A 16,525-nucleotide genomic window follows, 5' to 3' on the forward strand; every position below is an offset into this window, starting at 1 on the left:
CGACTGCTGCAACAAGGCTGCCATGTCCTTCGTGAGTATTTTGAGTCTCGCTGCTACAAGGTTTGGATCAGGTCTTTCGTCAACGTAACCTAGGCGAACATTGCCTATTGCTCAAAAGCTGATAAAGTTTTTATAGGAAAGCATGATTTTATTTTACAGCCTCTTAAGGGAAAGGCTGCGTTTTAGGTTTATATCTCTACATATTTAGCCGCCCAAGACCTCAAGGTTGGTGCTTAATCGACGCGTTAAGTATATTTCTAACGATAAAAATCATGAGCAAGGTTTTCATCCATACAGTTAGTATTACTCGTGCCACCATGAGAATCGAACTGCTCAATATCGTCGGTAAAATGTATCATATTACTCTGCCTAGAAAGGATTAATGAACGAGCGTAGAAATACAAGAAGCAGAAATAATACCGAGGCTATCTACAATAATTACGAATATTAATTACCGAAATATCATTAATAAAATAAATTTTAGTAATATGTATTCATTGCGCGTTAATATAAAATATTAATTCAAATAAAAATTTTATATTAATATTGGATATTAAAAAGGTTTGAATAAATGTAGAAATATGCTTATCTATCGCAAGGTCATAAAAAGGAATAGAGAATAATGGCTAAGATTGCAATAGCATTATATGTCAGAAATGAAGTAAGCGATATATCTGGGTGGATAGCTTATCATATTGCAGTGGGAATAAATTCCATATTTATTTTTGATGATCAATCAAATGATGGAACGTACGAAATTATAAAGGCAGCATCTAAAAAATTTGATATTCGTTACTTTAGAACGAATAGAGATAACATTACTGATCATGACGTTAGGCATAGAGAATGTCTAAAATATGCTTGCGAATTAGCGAAAGGAAATTTTGATTGGATTGGCTTTTTAGATGCTGACGAATACTTTTATTATGATGATGAATCAATAAATAGCTTCTTTTCTCGTTTTGATGGTTGTCAAGGGATAGCTATTAACTGGTGTATCTACGGAAGCTCAGGGTTGGTAGTTAAGCCTCGAATGCCAACTGTCGATGCATTTAGGTATAGATCAACGGAAAATTTCAGTGAAAATGTTTTAGTTAAAAGCTTTATCAAACCGGAAAATTTTGGCCAGGAATACCATGGGCCTCATCGATTTTTTGGTGTCGATAATGATAAATACGTTTGCCCAAATGGAAAAGTAGTCAATTGGGATGGTTCATGTAATAGAAACGTTTCTTGGGAACATGCCAGGATAATGCATTATGTATGTAGATCTATGGAGCACTATGTCGAGAGAATAAAAAGGAGGCTGGGAGTAGATTTAAGTGATTCCATGGCTTACTGGGAATTATTCAATGTTAACGATGTTTTTGATTTTTGCTGTGAAAGATTTCTTTCTAAAACATATAGAAATGTTGCTGTAATTCAAGAAAGTTTATTGAAAGAATTTATATCCGAAAAAGGAAATAGTGCAAAACATTTGAATAAATTATCTTTCTCACTCAGAACATTGGATGGGAAACGTATATTCTTTAATAAAATCTCTAAAAGAATGGTCTATGCGTCAGATGATTATGAAGGAATTTCTGACCTCGTTGAAGTAAAATCCTTTATTTTTGAGGAATATCCAAATTTCTTACACTTTAGTTTTTCTAACCATAGCGATAAAATTAATTTATTCCCCATGACATTGGAAGGAGATCGTAGGCAATCAGCTGTGATAACATACAAAATAGAATTTGACGAAGATCCTAATACGGTCTCAATAAGAGATCCAAGCAGCAATACATATATTGCATCTATTGATTTTAACAATCAAAAAGAAGGTATTTTAAAAACAGGAAAGAGATTCAAAGATAATGAATCCAATTTTCTTTATTTTTCTGACTATAGAATCGGCAATAATAAGAATATAAATTATCTGTCATATGAGGATCTATTTCTAAATCTAGGAATAGATGATAATGTACATGACATTATATGCTTATCTAATATGTTATACGATGACGACAAGAAAAAACTAATTGATAATTTTCCGGGAATTTTTAATTCAACAATATAATAAATTTCATTAGAGCAGATCGAAGGACCATTAATTGCTTTCGTGACTATGCGACTTTACGCAATATCAATGATGGTTCTTCCGGCTGTCTAAATCACATTGACGAAAGACCTGTTCCAGAGCCTTGTGGCAGCGAGACTGAGGACACTCCTGAAGGAGATGGTGGTCCTAGCATAGCGGTGTTGCGGTCCCGGTCGCATCGCCAGGCTGCCTTCTCGGAAGCCTTGCGGCCCTTGCCGGATGGAAGAAGCACGAGCAGGATCCCGTGGCTCAGCAGATCCTGTTGGAAACTGTCACTACCATAGATCCGATCAGCCAGCATGATATTGGGATTGGGGCGGCAGTTCTCTCAGGGTCCTGTGGCTTTAGTCTGAGACCTGCCCGCCAGTGAGGACAAAGCCGAGAGGATGTTCCTGACTGTCGCATCAGATATGGATCTGGCTCATAAAGCTGCCGTGTGACCAACCAAAAGTCTTCAGATGCGTCTCCCCGCTTTGTGCCCTGGCAGCTTTGTGAATGGGCGCGGACCACAGTGCCGTCGATCCTATGCGGCCAGTCATCGGTCAGATCCATATCCACCAGAATTTACATTAGGACATCTCAGGCATCAGATAGGCCATCCATTATCCACATAAAAACATTCATTTCACCCTAACCCTTCTAGCGGTTAGAAGGTATTTTGCACGACTCATATTCCCGGGGGGCATTGCGCTAGCGCAGGCCGCTCCGATTAACGGAAATAATGCCATGCAGCACGCGGTGATCATCGACCCGGGAGCGCCTATGGCTCATGGGAAAGAGCGGCCATAACGCTTTATCTGTTCGTCCGTCAGCCAGTATAGGTCGCTTATTTCAGTCTCCTTATAGAGCCTGCATTAGATTGCCTTACTCAAATCAATAGGCCCTAAGCTTAGACAAGGGTTTTGGAAACATATCTCCAAAACCCATTTCGCCCCACCAATCTCAAATCATAAAAATCAAGATCCTTCTTCTAAGTGGATAAAGACGCGCGTCTCGATCTCTGACTCTTTCAATCGGCAATTTATCAATCCATGGAAATTATTAGGTTGACGTTTGGAGAAAAAAAATCTATTATCTATTATATTACGCAATAATTTTAAGTTTCATAAAAGTATAAGTTAAGTATTTTCGAAAATAACACGTTTGGAAGCCACAGATTGAGAAAATTTAGCCAAGTGGAAAGGTGCTGCTAAATGATCTTCGGTGGACGATATCAGCAATGTTCATATCGAAATTTTTTGAAATAACGTTGCACTTCTTATAAAATAAATTCGAAGTGACAGGAATTTGAATCTTCACATTAAGTGGTTAAAACACATATATAAAATATTATTTTAAATTCCTATGATTAATATGTTATTTTTTATCAAACAAAAATCCAAAGTACTATAACGTAGTTAGAACCGAAAAAATGATTCTACCGGCATAAGTAAGACTATCTTATCGCAGATAAGCGCAATAATCGACTCTGCTACCAAACCGCGCTTGAGAAACTTTGTCATTTTATAGGAGATGATGGACCAAAGTTATGCGACAGTTGTCATCTCCAAGATGGGAATAACCGATTCTAGCGTCTTGTGGATAACTTCTGACGTCACCTGAAGAGGTGATGTGCAAGCACAATTAGATATAAGAAAACAGCATCGTCATTCTGCGCGTGCGCGTCCATATCAAAACTATATTGGAACGGATAAGAAAATTTTCCTTAGGAAGAAATAAACTATGATAATTAAAAATAAATCCAAATTAAAATTTAATAAATACACAATATCTATTTTAATATTTTCTTTTTGCGGAAATAGTTCTTTTTCTCAAGATATTCCTCTTTTCTATAAAACATCTACTGGTTCCATCCAGCCTGTTTCTATAGTTACTGGATTGGATAATTCCGGGAAACCTCTTGCTCAAACTTATAAAGGATCCGATGGGCAGTGGCATCCCACTTCCGTGGTTGCTCAGATATGTGGAACACATGAGGATGGAACGCCTATTGCCTGTCCGTCCTCCGATCAATTGCTTTCCGATGTTTTGACTTCATCAGAAATCAATGTGAAATCAGGAATAGCTGGCCTAGATGCTAATGGAAATGTGACCTCTTCGGTAAATACTCAGGGAACTATTTACTCTGGGGCATCTCCTGCAGTGGATCTCAGCGCAATTTCAGCTGGTGCCATTGATGGCCCGAAAAAACCCTTAGGCGACATGTTGAAACTGGGCCGGGCCAACTTTACGAGCATGGTAGATGGCACATCTATTGTAAGGATAACCGGATCGCACAGACAGGCAAACCCGGCATCCGAGGATGTATGGACCGATCCCGATGGCGTTGTTATTGGTGGGATGGCAGCGGGGCGTGGTTCCCATGTCGTCATGACCTGTCAGGATGAAGGCGGGATGAATCTCGCTGCCTGTTTGAGCCTCTGGAACTCCAGTGACAGCTACACAGGAAATCGTCCCGGCCTGAGCCCGACCACAGGAGCGCAAATCGCGTCCTACAACGCCTTTGACGCTGTCGTGGTCGATAATGGAACGAAAAGCACGACTCCGAAAGTTGTGGCAAGCGCAGCGTTTACCAGCGCGGACGGGGTAAAGCATTCCGTGTTTTTCGATAGCGGGAGCGTGTGGATTTCTCCAGTTTTGTCCACCGCCGATCGTGCGAAACTCAAGCAGCATCAGACGATCATCAGCAACGTATCTACGCCGGATTACGTCAACCGTCTCGACAGCTACGGCACCTATGCGGTCAACGGGTTTTCGGGAATGCTGAACAACTGGAGCTTCAGTCTGCCATGCCCTTCGGCGTTTACCGGTACGTCCGTGTGCGACCAACTGGACGTGGATACATGGGTCATTCCAGGTTCTGGCAATGCGGCCACGACCAATCCCCAGACCTATGCCACCACAGCGTCAAACCTCGACACCCACTATGATGCCGGTGCAACGAGCCCGGCCATCTATCTCGGCGCTCGTACCAAGCAGTTCAACCACCTCCTGACCTGCGAGTTGGGAGACTTCGACACTGCGCCGGCTGATGCCGGGTCCGATGCCCAACACTCCCTGATGCGTGAGTGTGAAAACGGGGAGTATGACGACGAACTGCATACGGCTATTAGTGGAAAATACCATTTCAATGGCCTGACGATCGGAGTTGATAGTCACACCAAGGGTACGCAGTGGGTAGATGGTACCGCCCAGACGGATGGCTATAACGCATGGCCGGATAAAACCTCTTGGGGCATCTATCTCGGCGGCCAGCTCCCCAACTTGCTGGAACTGAGTCCCTTCACATCTGACTTCGTGAAGGCGATCGCTGGCAACACGTTCAACGTGACGAACCCGATCTCTGCTGGCTCGTCGCCGGGTGATACTGCTCTCATGAGCAGCCTGTTCAAAAATGCAGGCACGTCATCCATGGCACTGAACCAGTGGGAACAATGCGATGCTGCCAGCGGAGCGACGTGCCCGGACCATAATGCTATGTCCCTTCGCATCGGCCTGCGTGTAGGCGGAACAGTAGGGTCCATGACCGATGGTGCTGCCGGCGCCAACATGGCCTTTAGCGGCGATGGATCGCTTAAGCTTTGTACGGCATCCGGAACTTGCGCCACGCAGAGCAGCAGCGGGGATTGGGAGTTCAAAGGTGCGATTGTGATGAACAACAACTGGCTGAAAATGGCCGGGCAGGCCATTCTCATGGCATCGTCTTCTGCGCCGGGCGCTCCGTATATCCTGATCCAAACCAACTCTAAAGGTGAGGTTAATCCCTCATATGGCGGGGGCGCTTCTGGCGCATATGTCAGCCCCGGCTATCCCTATGCTGATCTGCCGGGAGTAGCTTCAGGGACCAGTACGCCAACAACCGGCGCGCAGCTTTATTGCACTGACTGCTATTCCAGTAGCAATTCAGCTAAAACAAAGGGCATTCCGGTTTGGTGGAACGGTTCGGTCTGGACCGATGCTCTAGGACAGGAAGTGCAACATTGATGTGTTGCGGCCTCTACCGCTGTGCAAACGCGTTCAATTGATACGCTAGAATTTTGGCACAAATGGCAATCAATGATCGATTTGGGTAATTGCAGTTAGCAGATAATGGTGTTTCACTGCCGCGAGTAAAGAATATATTATTGCATTACTGCTCACATGGCATGAATTTTACTGGCGCTGTTATGATGTATCTGTCCTCTAAGGATTTCCTTTTGGCAAAAGATTTATTGGTTTAGAGCGGGCATGGCCCGAGGCGTTCTGACAGATTAGGAATGGGTAATGGCTGGGTTGCTTCTGCCATTGGAGCGCGGATGTTAGGTCTCGTTCCGAGGGAGGCAACCCCCCTGTTCTTTAACGGCATGTTGCATGTCTTGCGTATTGGATGTTTTCCGGCAAGGCATGCATGCCCGATGCGATAGTCAGAGACATTTTCTTAGCTTTGTCTTTACCGATGAGTAGGTCTCAGGCTGTAAAGCTATAGGGCCCTGATAGAACTGCCGACTTTATATCATCGCTTTTCTGGGGCGGTTTTATGCTAAAAAGAAGATTTTATTGGCGTAGGAGAGCCGATATGCAATCGTGGATTTGCTAAGTCTCCATCCCAAATTTGAGCTATGCAATAACCTTCTTGCAGATTCAGTATCTTGAATACAAAAAAAAATTTTGAAGGTACGATCTTTATCGAATGAATCAAAGCCCCTAATTGGTAAAATGCTAGTATTCCTTGCTAAATATATGATAAGCAGGATAGAAATTTTACCAGAGGCAGAAAAGGATTTTATCGATGAGCAGTGATCCCCATACCCCACTTAGTCCGTCCAATTTAAGTATTGATCAATGGGATAAGGTGCGAGAAGAAAACCAATTAGAATTTAATAATGAGAAAACTTCTCCTGAAGAAGGGATGCCATGCGAAAGATCTTATCAAAAAAAAAGAATTAACGACAGATAATTCATTTGAAAAAAGAATTTCTGAAATAAGAGAATTTTTGCCAAATTTTCCATCGGCGTATAATCGCTTTAAAGAGACGGGTGCTGACACGGTCGGTTCAGCTTTTGATTTGGCTAATATCCTTCATACCGAAGGAAGTGTTGCAGAAGCATCAGAGTTTTATCGGTTAGCTTTTGATCTACATGATAAACGTCCTGATCACTATCCTCTGGCGCAATCTCTGTTACAGGCACGTTTGCTTTGTTTGCTCAAAGCAGGAAAGAAAGTGCCTAAAGAGGAAATCTTAGAACTGGAAAGTCTTTGTATTCCTTATGCCAATTACATCCGCGGGGTCAGCCTTGCTTGGCAGGAACAAGAACCAGAAGAGGCCCTCAAAACAATAGGTAACGCCTTTGAAGAATTTCATACGGGAGAAGAAATAGATTCTATTTATTTTGAAATAGCTAGCAACTTTTTTGGGAGAAAGGTTGGAGAAAATTTAAATAATAACCAGATACCATATAAACTTTATATGTATTGGGATAATAATCCTCCAAATGAAATTTTGTCAAATTTTGAGTATCATTCTACCCTTGCGGGGCTGCCTGTAAAGGTTTTTGATCGAGAAGAAGCATCTGAGTGGCTCTATCAAAATTATGGTATAGAAGCACGGGAGTTGTTTTTAAACGCTCGTCATCCTGCCGAAGCTGCAGATTTTCTTCGTGTTCACATTATCAATCGTCTTGGTGGATGGTGGCTAGATGCTGATTTGAAATTAAAAGATGAAAATACGCTAAAATTTATGAAAGCATTCCAGGGGTCTGGATGCTATTTTACCACTAAAAACAATGTCATACACAATGATTTCTTTGGTTCCACGTCAAACAATCTAATATTAAATGATTGCCTGCTGTCTCTTTATAGGAATAGCTACCTTCATAAGGGATTATTTATTGCGTATAAAACAGGCCCCGGGGTATTTAATCGAGCATTCAGTAGATTGTATCATAACTTTTTATATAATGGATTAGTTCCTCCATCAACTCAAATCCATAAGCAAGATTCATTTAATACTTATATTGAAGAATTTGATACACCTTATAAGCATACTAATCCGCACTGGCAAAATGCCTAGACCATATTGGCAAAAGACTTACTGGTCTGGAGCGGGCATGGCGCCAAGGCGCTCTGACGGATTAGAAATGGGCAATGATTGGGTTGCTTCTGCCGTTTGAGCGCGGATGTTAAGCCTCGTTTCGAGGGAGATAACCGCTTGTTCTTTAACGGCATGCTGCATGTCCTGCGCATTGGATGCTTTCCGGCGGGACATGCATGAGCATTACGGGAAGTGAAACGCGTGTATGCCCGGTTTCGCCGTTGGGCCGAACGGAGTGTCTAGGATGCCCTGCTGCAAATTCCGGTGGGTCTGGATCTGACCGGTGACTGGCCGCATAGGATCGACAGCACTGTGGTCCGCGCCCCTTCACAGATCTGCCGGGGCAAAAGCAAGGGGGACGCAACTTAAGACTTTTGGTTGGTCACACGGCAGCTTTACGCGCAAGATCCATGCCTGATGCGACAGTCAAGAACATCCTCTCGGCTTTGTCCTCACCGGCGGGCAGGTCTCAGACTGTAAGACCACAGGGCCTTGATAGAACTGCCGCCCCCTTCGGGAGCGTCGTCAGTCCCGCCGCCACAAGGCTTTGGAATAGGTCTTTCGTCAATGTGATTTAGACCAGCAGGAGCTTGAACATCGGCACCGCATCAAACGATAAGCAACCGCTTTGATCCCTGTCCAAACAGGATGGAATCTTTTCCAGTAAGGCTCGAAACTATAAGGGTTTTAAAAACCCTTCAGCTGCAAATCATATCCAGATCGATACAAGAGGGACAGGACATGATATCGGTAAGACAGGCGTCATGAACCGCTGTGAGAAAGATCCTGTTTTAAGGCTCATTCCCACCAGAGGTCGATAACCGGCTGCGCTCTTGGTGCAGTTCATGTCACGTTGATTGTCGTGTCCGACCTTGCTGCCCCTAACGAAACATTTCCCATGCCCGCTTCGCTCCAGAACATACAGTCCCTCCCTCTCTCCCACGGGGTGCCTGTGCCTCAGACTGTGCCCTGTATCGCGGCCATAGATGGGGGAGGAACCAAGACGCTTCTGGTCGTGCTCGGTCAGGATGGAACGCTGGGTCCTGTGGTTCGGGCCGCGGGTTCCAATCCGTTTGACCAGAGCGACTGGCAGTCTGTTTTGCACGGACTGCTCGCGCAGATCCCCGACACAGCGGCGGCGCTTTCGCTTGGGATTGCTGGCTATGGCGAAAGCCGCATTCATGGTCGCAGGCAGGCGGAGCTTGTCGCGGCAGCGTTTCCGCAGCCTTTCAGCTTTACCGGTGACGTTGAAATGGCGTGTACCGGGGCATTTGGCGGACAGGCGGGGGTTCTTCTGCTCTCCGGCACGGGTTCGGTCGCCTGGGCAACGGATGGCAAGGGCAACCAGATCAAGGTCGGAGGCTGGGGTGGCCTGTTCGGAGACGAAGGAAGCGCGTTCTGGATCGGGCGTCAGGCACTGTCCTTGCTGACCATGCTGCTGGATGGACGCAATCAGGAAGATCAGGCTTTTCTCGCCCCGTTTGCAGGCGCCATGGGGCTGCCGCTCGACACAGAACCCTGCGGGACGGCGCTGCTGGAATGGTATGGCGCGCTCGAGCATCCTCGGGCCAGTGTTGCGGCGCTGACCCGGATCGTTTCGGATCTGGCCGAACAGGGGCTTGAGCCAGCCAGACGTCTGATGCATCAGGCTGCCGACCATCTCTCCGAGCACATTGCTGCCGCACAGCGCCGCTTTCCCGAAACGCGCCTGCCATGGAGCTATGCGGGTGGAACTTTCCAGAGCCGCTTCCTTCGGGAAGCCATCGCGGCCCGGCATGGCGCCCCGGTTGAGCCACGCCTTCCTCCGGTTGGAGGCGGACTGCTCAGTGCCGCGCGACTGGCTGGATGGAATCCGGATGATTCCTGGATCAGCCGGACAGCGGCAATTCTGCGCGATGCGGGTCTGACGTCGTGACGGGCTCTGTTCGGCCTGATGAAGGCCTGACCGGACGTTACGGACTGGCACCGCTGGGTGTTGCAGCAGCGATTTTCTTCATCATGGGCTTTGTGACCTGGATGAACGGCCCGCTGATTTCCTTCGTCCGCGTTGCGTTCGATCTCAGCGATACGAGCGCCTTCCTTGTCCCGATGGTGTTCTATTTCTCGTATTTCCTGTTCTCGCTTCCGGCGTCTTTTCTGGCCCGGAAGCTTGGCCTGCGGACCGAACTGTCCGTATCGCTTCTTCTCTGCGCGGCAGGCGTGGCACTCTTCGGACAGTTCATTGCCATGCGCCTTTACGGAGGTGCGCTGACCGGTCTTCTGGTCATGGGGGCGGGTCTGTCGCTGATGCAGGTCGTCATCAATCCGCTGGTCAGTCTGCTTGGCCCGTCCGAACGCGCCTCCCAGCGCATTGCCATCATGGGGGTGTGCAACAAATGCGCGGGGATCCTCGCGCCAATTGTGCTCGCAACACTGGTCATGGGCGATATCGGCAGCATCTCGCAACGCGCGCAGGAGACGATCGACCCTGTGGCGCGCAATGCTCTTCTGACCGGTTTCGTCCACGCCATTTACGCTCCCTACATGACAATGGCGGTCGTCCTGCTGATAACGGCAATCGGCGTGGCAGTCTGTCCACTGCCCGACCTGCAGGCGCCCCCGATTCCCGGACCGCTGGAAAGCAGCAAACGCATTTTCCGGCCGCATCTGGTCGCCGGCATTGCCGTGATGTTCCTGTATGTCGGAATTGAAGTTATGGCCGGGGATGCCATCGGAACTTACGGACAGGGCTTCGGCCTGCCCCTCAGCCAGACCCGCTTTTTCACGTCTCTGACCCTGGCGGCCATGCTGGGGGGATATGTGACCGGATTTTTGATTGTACCCCGGTTCGTGACGCAGGAGCGGCTCATGGAACTGGCCTGCATGATGGGAGGACTGCTCACCACCGCAGCATTTTTGACGCACGGTTATGTCTCCGTACTCTGCGTCGCCCTTCTGGGGGCCGCCAATGCCATGCTGATGCCTACGATCTTTCCGATCGCCATCCGGGGCGCGGGCCTGTGGACTCCCCTGGCATCTGCTTTACTTGTGATGGCGTATAGCGGCGGCGCAATCATTCCGCAGATCTATGTCGCCCTGAAACCCGTCTTCGGCTTTCAGGCCATGTTTGCCCTGCTTGTTCTGCCATCCTATCTTGCCCTTCTGCTTTATGCCCGACGCTATGGCCAGACAGGTCGTTTGCCCCTGGATCAGGAGCCATGATGACACCTTTGCGGGACCGGCTCGAAAAATATCAGGTTGCGCTGTATTTCTTCGCTGTTCTTCTGGGGGCAGGGACAGCCATGCTGGTCAAGGGAACGGCGTCCTGGGAGGCCGTCATCAATCCGGCCCTCGGCGTGATGCTCTTCGTGACCTTTCTGCAGATCCCGCTTGCGGAACTGGGGCAGGCTTTCCGTAAGACACGGTTCCTTGCAGCCCTTCTGGTGACCAACTTCCTGGCTGTTCCTGCGCTCGTAGCATTACTGCTCCCGTTCGCACCGGCAGACGGGATGATTCGGCTGGGCATTCTGATGGTCCTGCTCTGCCCCTGTATCGACTGGGTGGTGACGTTTGCCCAGATGGGGCGGGCGGATGCGGCTCTTCTCCTTGCCGCTACACCCGTTCTTCTGACAGTGCAGATGGTGTTGCTTCCAGTCTGGCTTCGTCTTTTCCTGGGGGAGGGAATGTCGCAGCTGGTTCAGGCGGGACCGTTCCTGCATGCCTTCCTGTGGTTGATCATCATTCCCTTATTTCTGGCATGGATCGTCCAGCTCTGGGCGCGACGAACTTCGACGGGGCAGCGGGTCGCCACGGGGCTGGGTCTGCTGCCTGTGCCGGTTACGGCGATTGTTCTGTTCATCGTCATCGCGTCCATGACCCCGCATCTCGGGCCGGCGAGGGCAGTCGTGCTTCAGGTTGCGCCGGTCTATGCAGCCTTCGCCCTGCTTGCACCCGGACTGGGCTGGGGCATCTCGCGGCTGTTCGGACTTGAGGCACCGGCCGGGCGGGCGCTGGCCTTCAGTGGGGCGACGCGTAACTCGCTCGTTGTGTTGCCGCTTGCGCTGGCCGTGCCGGGTGGGGCGCCTCTTCTGGCCGCCGTGATCGTGACCCAGACACTGGTCGAACTTGCTGCGGAACTGGTCTTCATTCAGGTCATACCCCGGCTGGGAGCCAGCCGCTCCTAGTCTGCGCAGTTTGAAGATCCTGCTCGCATTTGCACTATCAGGTCGGATAATGTGAGGCTGTCCCGCGGACGGTCCCTGTCGCTGAAAATGTCCGGATCCGTCTGCGGTTTTCCTTCAGATGCAGAGCGACACATCATGCCGAACATTCATTCCCTGTCCCGCTGGGCCTTTGCGGGTGCCAGTGCGCTGCTGATCCTTCTGGCGAGCTTTCTGATCCTCTCGGGAGGCATCGGTCTTGTCTCGGCCTTCGTGGCGTCCCTGACGGAGGGACGCGAGGAAATCCTTCAGGCCATCAGCTATGTGGTGATCTCGATCGCCGTTTTCGATGTGGCGAAATACTTCATCGAGGAAGAAGTCCTGCGGCCCAAGGGCAAGCAGTCCATCGCCGAAGCCCGCGTCAGCCTGACCAAGTTCATGACGACCGTCATCATCGCAGTCTTTATCGAAGGGCTGGTCGGCGTGTTCGAGCGTAGTGGCAAAGCTCCCGGCGACATCCTCTATCCCGCTGCCCTTCTCGTCGTGGCAACCGGAATGGTGATCGCGCTCGGGATCTATCAGAAGCTCAGCATCGGGGCGGAGCGTGAAAAGAAGGAGAAGGACATGATCGGCTAGGGGAACGTGGCCTCAGTCCTGCTGAAGCCTACGGGGAAAGGCTGCGGGATTGAACGCTGCCAGCAGGATGCCGCCCAGGGCGATCACGATGGAGGCCGGGCACAGCACGGCAAAGCCCAGCGTGCTCAGAAGGTGGCCGCCGATGGCCGAGCCCAGAAGGATGCCGAAATTGCTGCTGCTGTTGATGGCCGCTCCGGCCACATCCGCGCCGGTGGCGCGCGCGCGGATGGCGCCGGACATGACGAAGGGGATGATGGCGGCATAACCCATGCACCACAGCCCGACGGCACCCACGCTGGGCCACGCGGAAATCAGGTGCCCATAGACCAGGATCATGCCGGTGAGCATGGCCAGGCCACCGCCGAACAGACCCGCTGCCGGCCAGCGGTCCACGACCTGTCCCGCGCCCCACAGACCGAAAATGCTGACGCCCCCCGTAACAAGCAGCGCGACGCTCAGCAGATGCTCCGGCAGGCCATGCGCCAGCAGAAGCGGGGAGACATAGGTGTAGAGCAGGTTATGGGCGAAGAAGAACACGGCGTTCACGCCGATCACGACGCCGAAGATGCGTGCAGCCTGCGGGGAGCGGATGGTCGGAACTTTGAGTGCCTTGGTGTCCGCCCCACGAACGGGGGGTAGATAGAGCGCGATGAAGACCGTCAGCATCGCCGCCAGCCCCGAAATGACGTAAAGCGCCACACGCCAGCTCGCGAAATGGCTGATCGCGGCTGTTCCAGGAACGCCCAGCACGGACCCGAGAGATGTTCCCCCAAAGACGAAGGAAATGGCCCGTCCCGTCATGCGTTCGGGCACCAGATGGGCGGCATAGGCCGCTGCAATGGACATCATCAGGGCATGCGACAGTCCCCCAAGGGCACGGCCGGCACAGACGATGGCAAAGTTCGGCGCCATCGCGGAGATCAGGTTGGAGAGGACATATCCGCACAGGCAGAGCAGCATGAGCATCTTGCGGTCCATGCGGCTCGTGGCGATCGTGATGGGCACGGCCCCGAACGCGACGAGCAGCGCATAGGCGCTGACGGCCAGCCCGGCATGACCTTCGGTGATATTGAAGGACTTGGCCATGTCGATCAGCAGGCCAACCGGTGCGACCTCGGTCGTTATCGCGATAAAGGTCGACGCGAACAGGGCGCAGAGGCCTGCGATCACCGGAGCGGAGAGCGTTTTGAACACGGCGGACTTCCTGACTGGAACGGCGACCCGAGCGCCCCGAACGCGAGGGCTTTTGGCACTTTGATCGCATGACGGAAACCCAAAAATTCAACTCATGAATCCGATTGCTTCCGGACCGGCGGAATGTCCCGCGAAACCGAGTATTTTCAGAGATTTGTGAACATGATTGTTTTCCATTTCCCCGCGAAAACTCACGGATTCGGGAAATCGTTTCAGGACGCTTCCATAATTTCGTTCCGGTGACCAAGCTCCGTCGAAATGATGATCAGACATCCCGTCACTGAAGACAGAAGCAGGCGGGTGTTCCGGCTGGTTTCTGCGTTCTCCATGACGGCGAGGCTCTCCAGTGCTTCCCGCGACTGGAGTTCCAGGGTTTCGGGTCCGGCTGAAGCGCTGGCAAAACTCTCGCACAGGCGCGCAAGGATCGCCCGTGCGTTTTCGGGAAGGCCGATCTGGGCGCGATAGGCCTGAAGCTGAAGCAGGTTGCGCCCGACCGTCATCATTGAAAAAGCGGCGTGTAGCCAGCGATCATTGGAGCGGGCCTGGACTGACTTGGTGTGGGCAATCAGCTGTTCCATGCCAAGGACGATCTGGCCGACCCAGACAGCCTCTGTCATCCAGCGCCGGTTTTTTCCGATAAGTCGCAGATCGGACAGCAGATCCAGCCGGAAGTTCCGGTAAAACCGCGTCAGCTGGAACGGAAAGACATAGCGGAACACGAGCACACCAAAGCCGAGGCCGCTTAGCAAGGCGAACACCGTGTTGAACCATTCGGTTTCGTTGATACGGCTGTGATTGTCGAGGCCGATTAGATATGGGAAGAAATTGCTGAAGGATGCGGCCCGTGAGGCGAGGGCGGGAGCACGTGTCGCCAGTCCGCCGATCAGCATGGGGACCGAAATCGTCAGGCACAGCATCGCATAGGACGCCGTGACCGGCATCACCAGAAAGACGGGCACGACCGCCGCAAGCGTCGCCCAGACCGCGCCGGAGAAAAACGCGCTGCTGGCCAGGAGCGTGTTGCTGAAGGAAGCGAAACGCGCGCAGACCACCGAGACGAACGTGATGAAAAGCGGCCCGTCCGGCCACGCCGTCACTTCCCAGACATAGGCTGCCATCAGAACGGCGGCACAGGAGCGCAGACCATTGTGGATGGCGGCATACCAGTTTCGCGGGCGCGCCAGTCTGTAGCTCTCGGCGCTCGGGTTTTCGCTGGGATCACTGGCCAGACAGCCCAGCAGATGCTGAAGTTCCGTCAGCGTCAGTTGCAGGCCCTGTAACAGGATACGATCATTGAAGACGATGCCACTATCGCTTTCCGCAGGCGGCAGACTCACCGTCTGTTCAATGTTCGCCTGACACCGGCCGATCAGCGCAAGCACGTCCTGGCGCAGGGTCTGCAGAGTATCGGCATCATCAATATCGACCCGCAGCCGATCCAGAATTCCGGCGCTGTCCTGCAGCAGGGTTTGTGTGCGTTCCGAACGCTGGGGCACGGCGCTCAGCCGGCTGCGCATGCCCAGTGCGCGGGACATCAGCCGGGAGGCCAGTCCAAGCGTAGCGCGGGCGTAATCGACAATGCCCTTCGTACGTCCGACCTCGATGGCACTGAACTCGATCCGGTCACTCAGGCTGAGCGACAGGGAGAAGATGTTATGCAGATCGCTCTCGGGCGTTCCGTGTTCGAGCAGGATGTCACGCGAGGCATTAGCCGCTTCGAGCACGATCTGCTGGAGCTGGCTGCGGATGGCGGCACGCGCCTTGCCGGGAACATTGCTCCGGCAGGCCATGTCCGCCACGGTACCGCAGATCACGCCCAGAAGAATGTAGCTTCCGCGCGCCATGGCGATGCTGAACACCTGATCGGGCTGCGCCTGTGCGCTCAGGGACACGATGGAGCAGGTATAGGCCGTCAGCACGAACGCATAGCTGCGGAAATTATGAACCAGCGTGCCCAGAGCCGTACACAACCCGATCCAGACCGCCAGCGCCGGAAAGAACAGCCAGGGCGCCTGTGGAAAAGCCGCTGCCAGGGCAATCGCCGAGACGATGCCACCCAGTGTTCCCGCCACGCGCCAGCGGGCCTTGGAGAGGCTTTCCCCCAGAGTCCCCTGCGCCACGATCCACACGGTCATGGGGGCCCATTGCGGCTGTCCCAGTTCCATCCAGAGAGCAATGGCTAGAGCGACCAGTGCAGCAATTGTCGTGCGGAGTGAAAAACCGAGAGCGGAAAGACGAGGCGCATAGAGCCAGGACAAATCACGAAAGAATACAGTAAATGATGACCGTATTTTCTGTGCTTCCTGACTGAAGAATGGCCCCATGAAATCCCGCTGCCAGTACAACCGATTGAACGGGGTGATATGTGTCCTTCAGCAGGCGGAAAATCAATTGTAATAATTGTT

9 protein-coding genes and 1 pseudogene are annotated in these 16,525 nt (G+C 51.3%); 7 read left to right on the forward strand and 3 right to left on the reverse strand.

What is annotated here, in order from left to right; genetic code table 11:
• Window positions 1–622 precede the first annotated feature (622 nt).
• On the forward strand, window positions 623–2,059 hold the full coding sequence (locus GRO01_RS00090) for a glycosyltransferase family 2 protein (protein WP_083541155.1): 1,437 nt from the start codon (window positions 623–625) through the stop codon (window positions 2,057–2,059).
• A 714-nt stretch (window positions 2,060–2,773) separates the two neighbouring features.
• Here GRO01_RS00090 and GRO01_RS13455 read toward each other — a convergent pair.
• A pseudogene (locus tag GRO01_RS13455) lies at window positions 2,774–2,910 on the reverse strand (IS5/IS1182 family transposase); the annotation flags it as partial.
• An 892-nt stretch (window positions 2,911–3,802) separates the two neighbouring features.
• Between GRO01_RS13455 and GRO01_RS00095 the strand changes: the two are divergent.
• From GRO01_RS00095 to GRO01_RS00120, 6 genes are all read left to right on the forward strand, one after another.
• On the forward strand, window positions 3,803–6,064 hold the full coding sequence (locus tag GRO01_RS00095; RefSeq protein ID WP_141306693.1) for a hypothetical protein: 2,262 nt from the start codon (window positions 3,803–3,805) through the stop codon (window positions 6,062–6,064).
• 878 nt (window positions 6,065–6,942) lie between these two features.
• A complete protein-coding gene (locus tag GRO01_RS00100; RefSeq protein WP_141306695.1) occupies window positions 6,943–8,130 on the forward strand; it encodes a glycosyltransferase family 32 protein in 1,188 nt (395 codons plus the stop codon).
• Between the two features lie 919 nt (window positions 8,131–9,049).
• Window positions 9,050–10,066: an N-acetylglucosamine kinase gene (locus tag GRO01_RS00105; protein ID WP_083541163.1), complete on the forward strand. Its 1,017-nt coding sequence runs from the start codon at window positions 9,050–9,052 to the stop codon at window positions 10,064–10,066.
• Window positions 10,063–11,352 (forward strand): glucose/galactose MFS transporter, encoded by a 1,290-nt coding sequence (gene gluP, locus GRO01_RS00110; RefSeq protein ID WP_062506934.1) that lies wholly within the window; start codon window positions 10,063–10,065, stop codon window positions 11,350–11,352. The genes GRO01_RS00105 and gluP overlap by 4 nt, the downstream gene beginning before the upstream one ends.
• Window positions 11,349–12,314 carry an arsenic resistance protein gene (locus GRO01_RS00115; protein WP_231490004.1) on the forward strand — a complete coding sequence of 322 codons (966 nt, stop codon included), beginning with the start codon at window positions 11,349–11,351 and terminating at the stop codon, window positions 12,312–12,314. Before gluP ends, GRO01_RS00115 begins: the two co-directional genes overlap by 4 nt.
• A gap of 135 nt (window positions 12,315–12,449) precedes the next feature.
• Window positions 12,450–12,926: a hypothetical protein gene (locus GRO01_RS00120; protein WP_062506959.1), complete on the forward strand. Its 477-nt coding sequence runs from the start codon at window positions 12,450–12,452 to the stop codon at window positions 12,924–12,926.
• A gap of 12 nt (window positions 12,927–12,938) precedes the next feature.
• Here GRO01_RS00120 and GRO01_RS00125 read toward each other — a convergent pair whose 3' ends face one another.
• Together GRO01_RS00125 and GRO01_RS00130 are read right to left on the reverse strand one after the other, a co-directional pair.
• The gene (locus tag GRO01_RS00125; RefSeq protein WP_062506940.1) at window positions 12,939–14,120 is read right to left on the reverse strand and encodes an MFS transporter; all 1,182 of its coding nucleotides are present in this window, start codon (window positions 14,118–14,120) and stop codon (window positions 12,939–12,941) included.
• A gap of 212 nt (window positions 14,121–14,332) precedes the next feature.
• On the reverse strand, window positions 14,333–16,378 hold the full coding sequence (locus GRO01_RS00130; protein WP_062506942.1) for an FUSC family protein: 2,046 nt from the start codon (window positions 16,376–16,378) through the stop codon (window positions 14,333–14,335).
• Between the last annotated feature and the right edge of the window lie 147 nt (window positions 16,379–16,525).

Origin of the sequence: Gluconobacter roseus NBRC 3990 (assembly GCF_006538885.1) — a bacterium.
GTDB lineage: Bacteria > Pseudomonadota > Alphaproteobacteria > Acetobacterales > Acetobacteraceae > Gluconobacter > Gluconobacter roseus.

Coding starts and splice junctions, on each gene's coding strand:
- GRO01_RS00120 (WP_062506959.1), top strand. CDS start 12,450: ATGCCGAACATTCATTCCCTGTCCCGCTGGGCCTTTGCGGGTGCCAGT.
- GRO01_RS00095 (WP_141306693.1), top strand. CDS start 3,803: ATGATAATTAAAAATAAATCCAAATTAAAATTTAATAAATACACAATA.
- GRO01_RS00100 (WP_141306695.1), top strand. CDS start 6,943: ATGAGAAAACTTCTCCTGAAGAAGGGATGCCATGCGAAAGATCTTATC.
- GRO01_RS00090 (WP_083541155.1), top strand. CDS start 623: ATGGCTAAGATTGCAATAGCATTATATGTCAGAAATGAAGTAAGCGAT.
- GRO01_RS00105 (WP_083541163.1), top strand. CDS start 9,050: ATGCCCGCTTCGCTCCAGAACATACAGTCCCTCCCTCTCTCCCACGGG.
- GRO01_RS00115 (WP_231490004.1), top strand. CDS start 11,349: ATGATGACACCTTTGCGGGACCGGCTCGAAAAATATCAGGTTGCGCTG.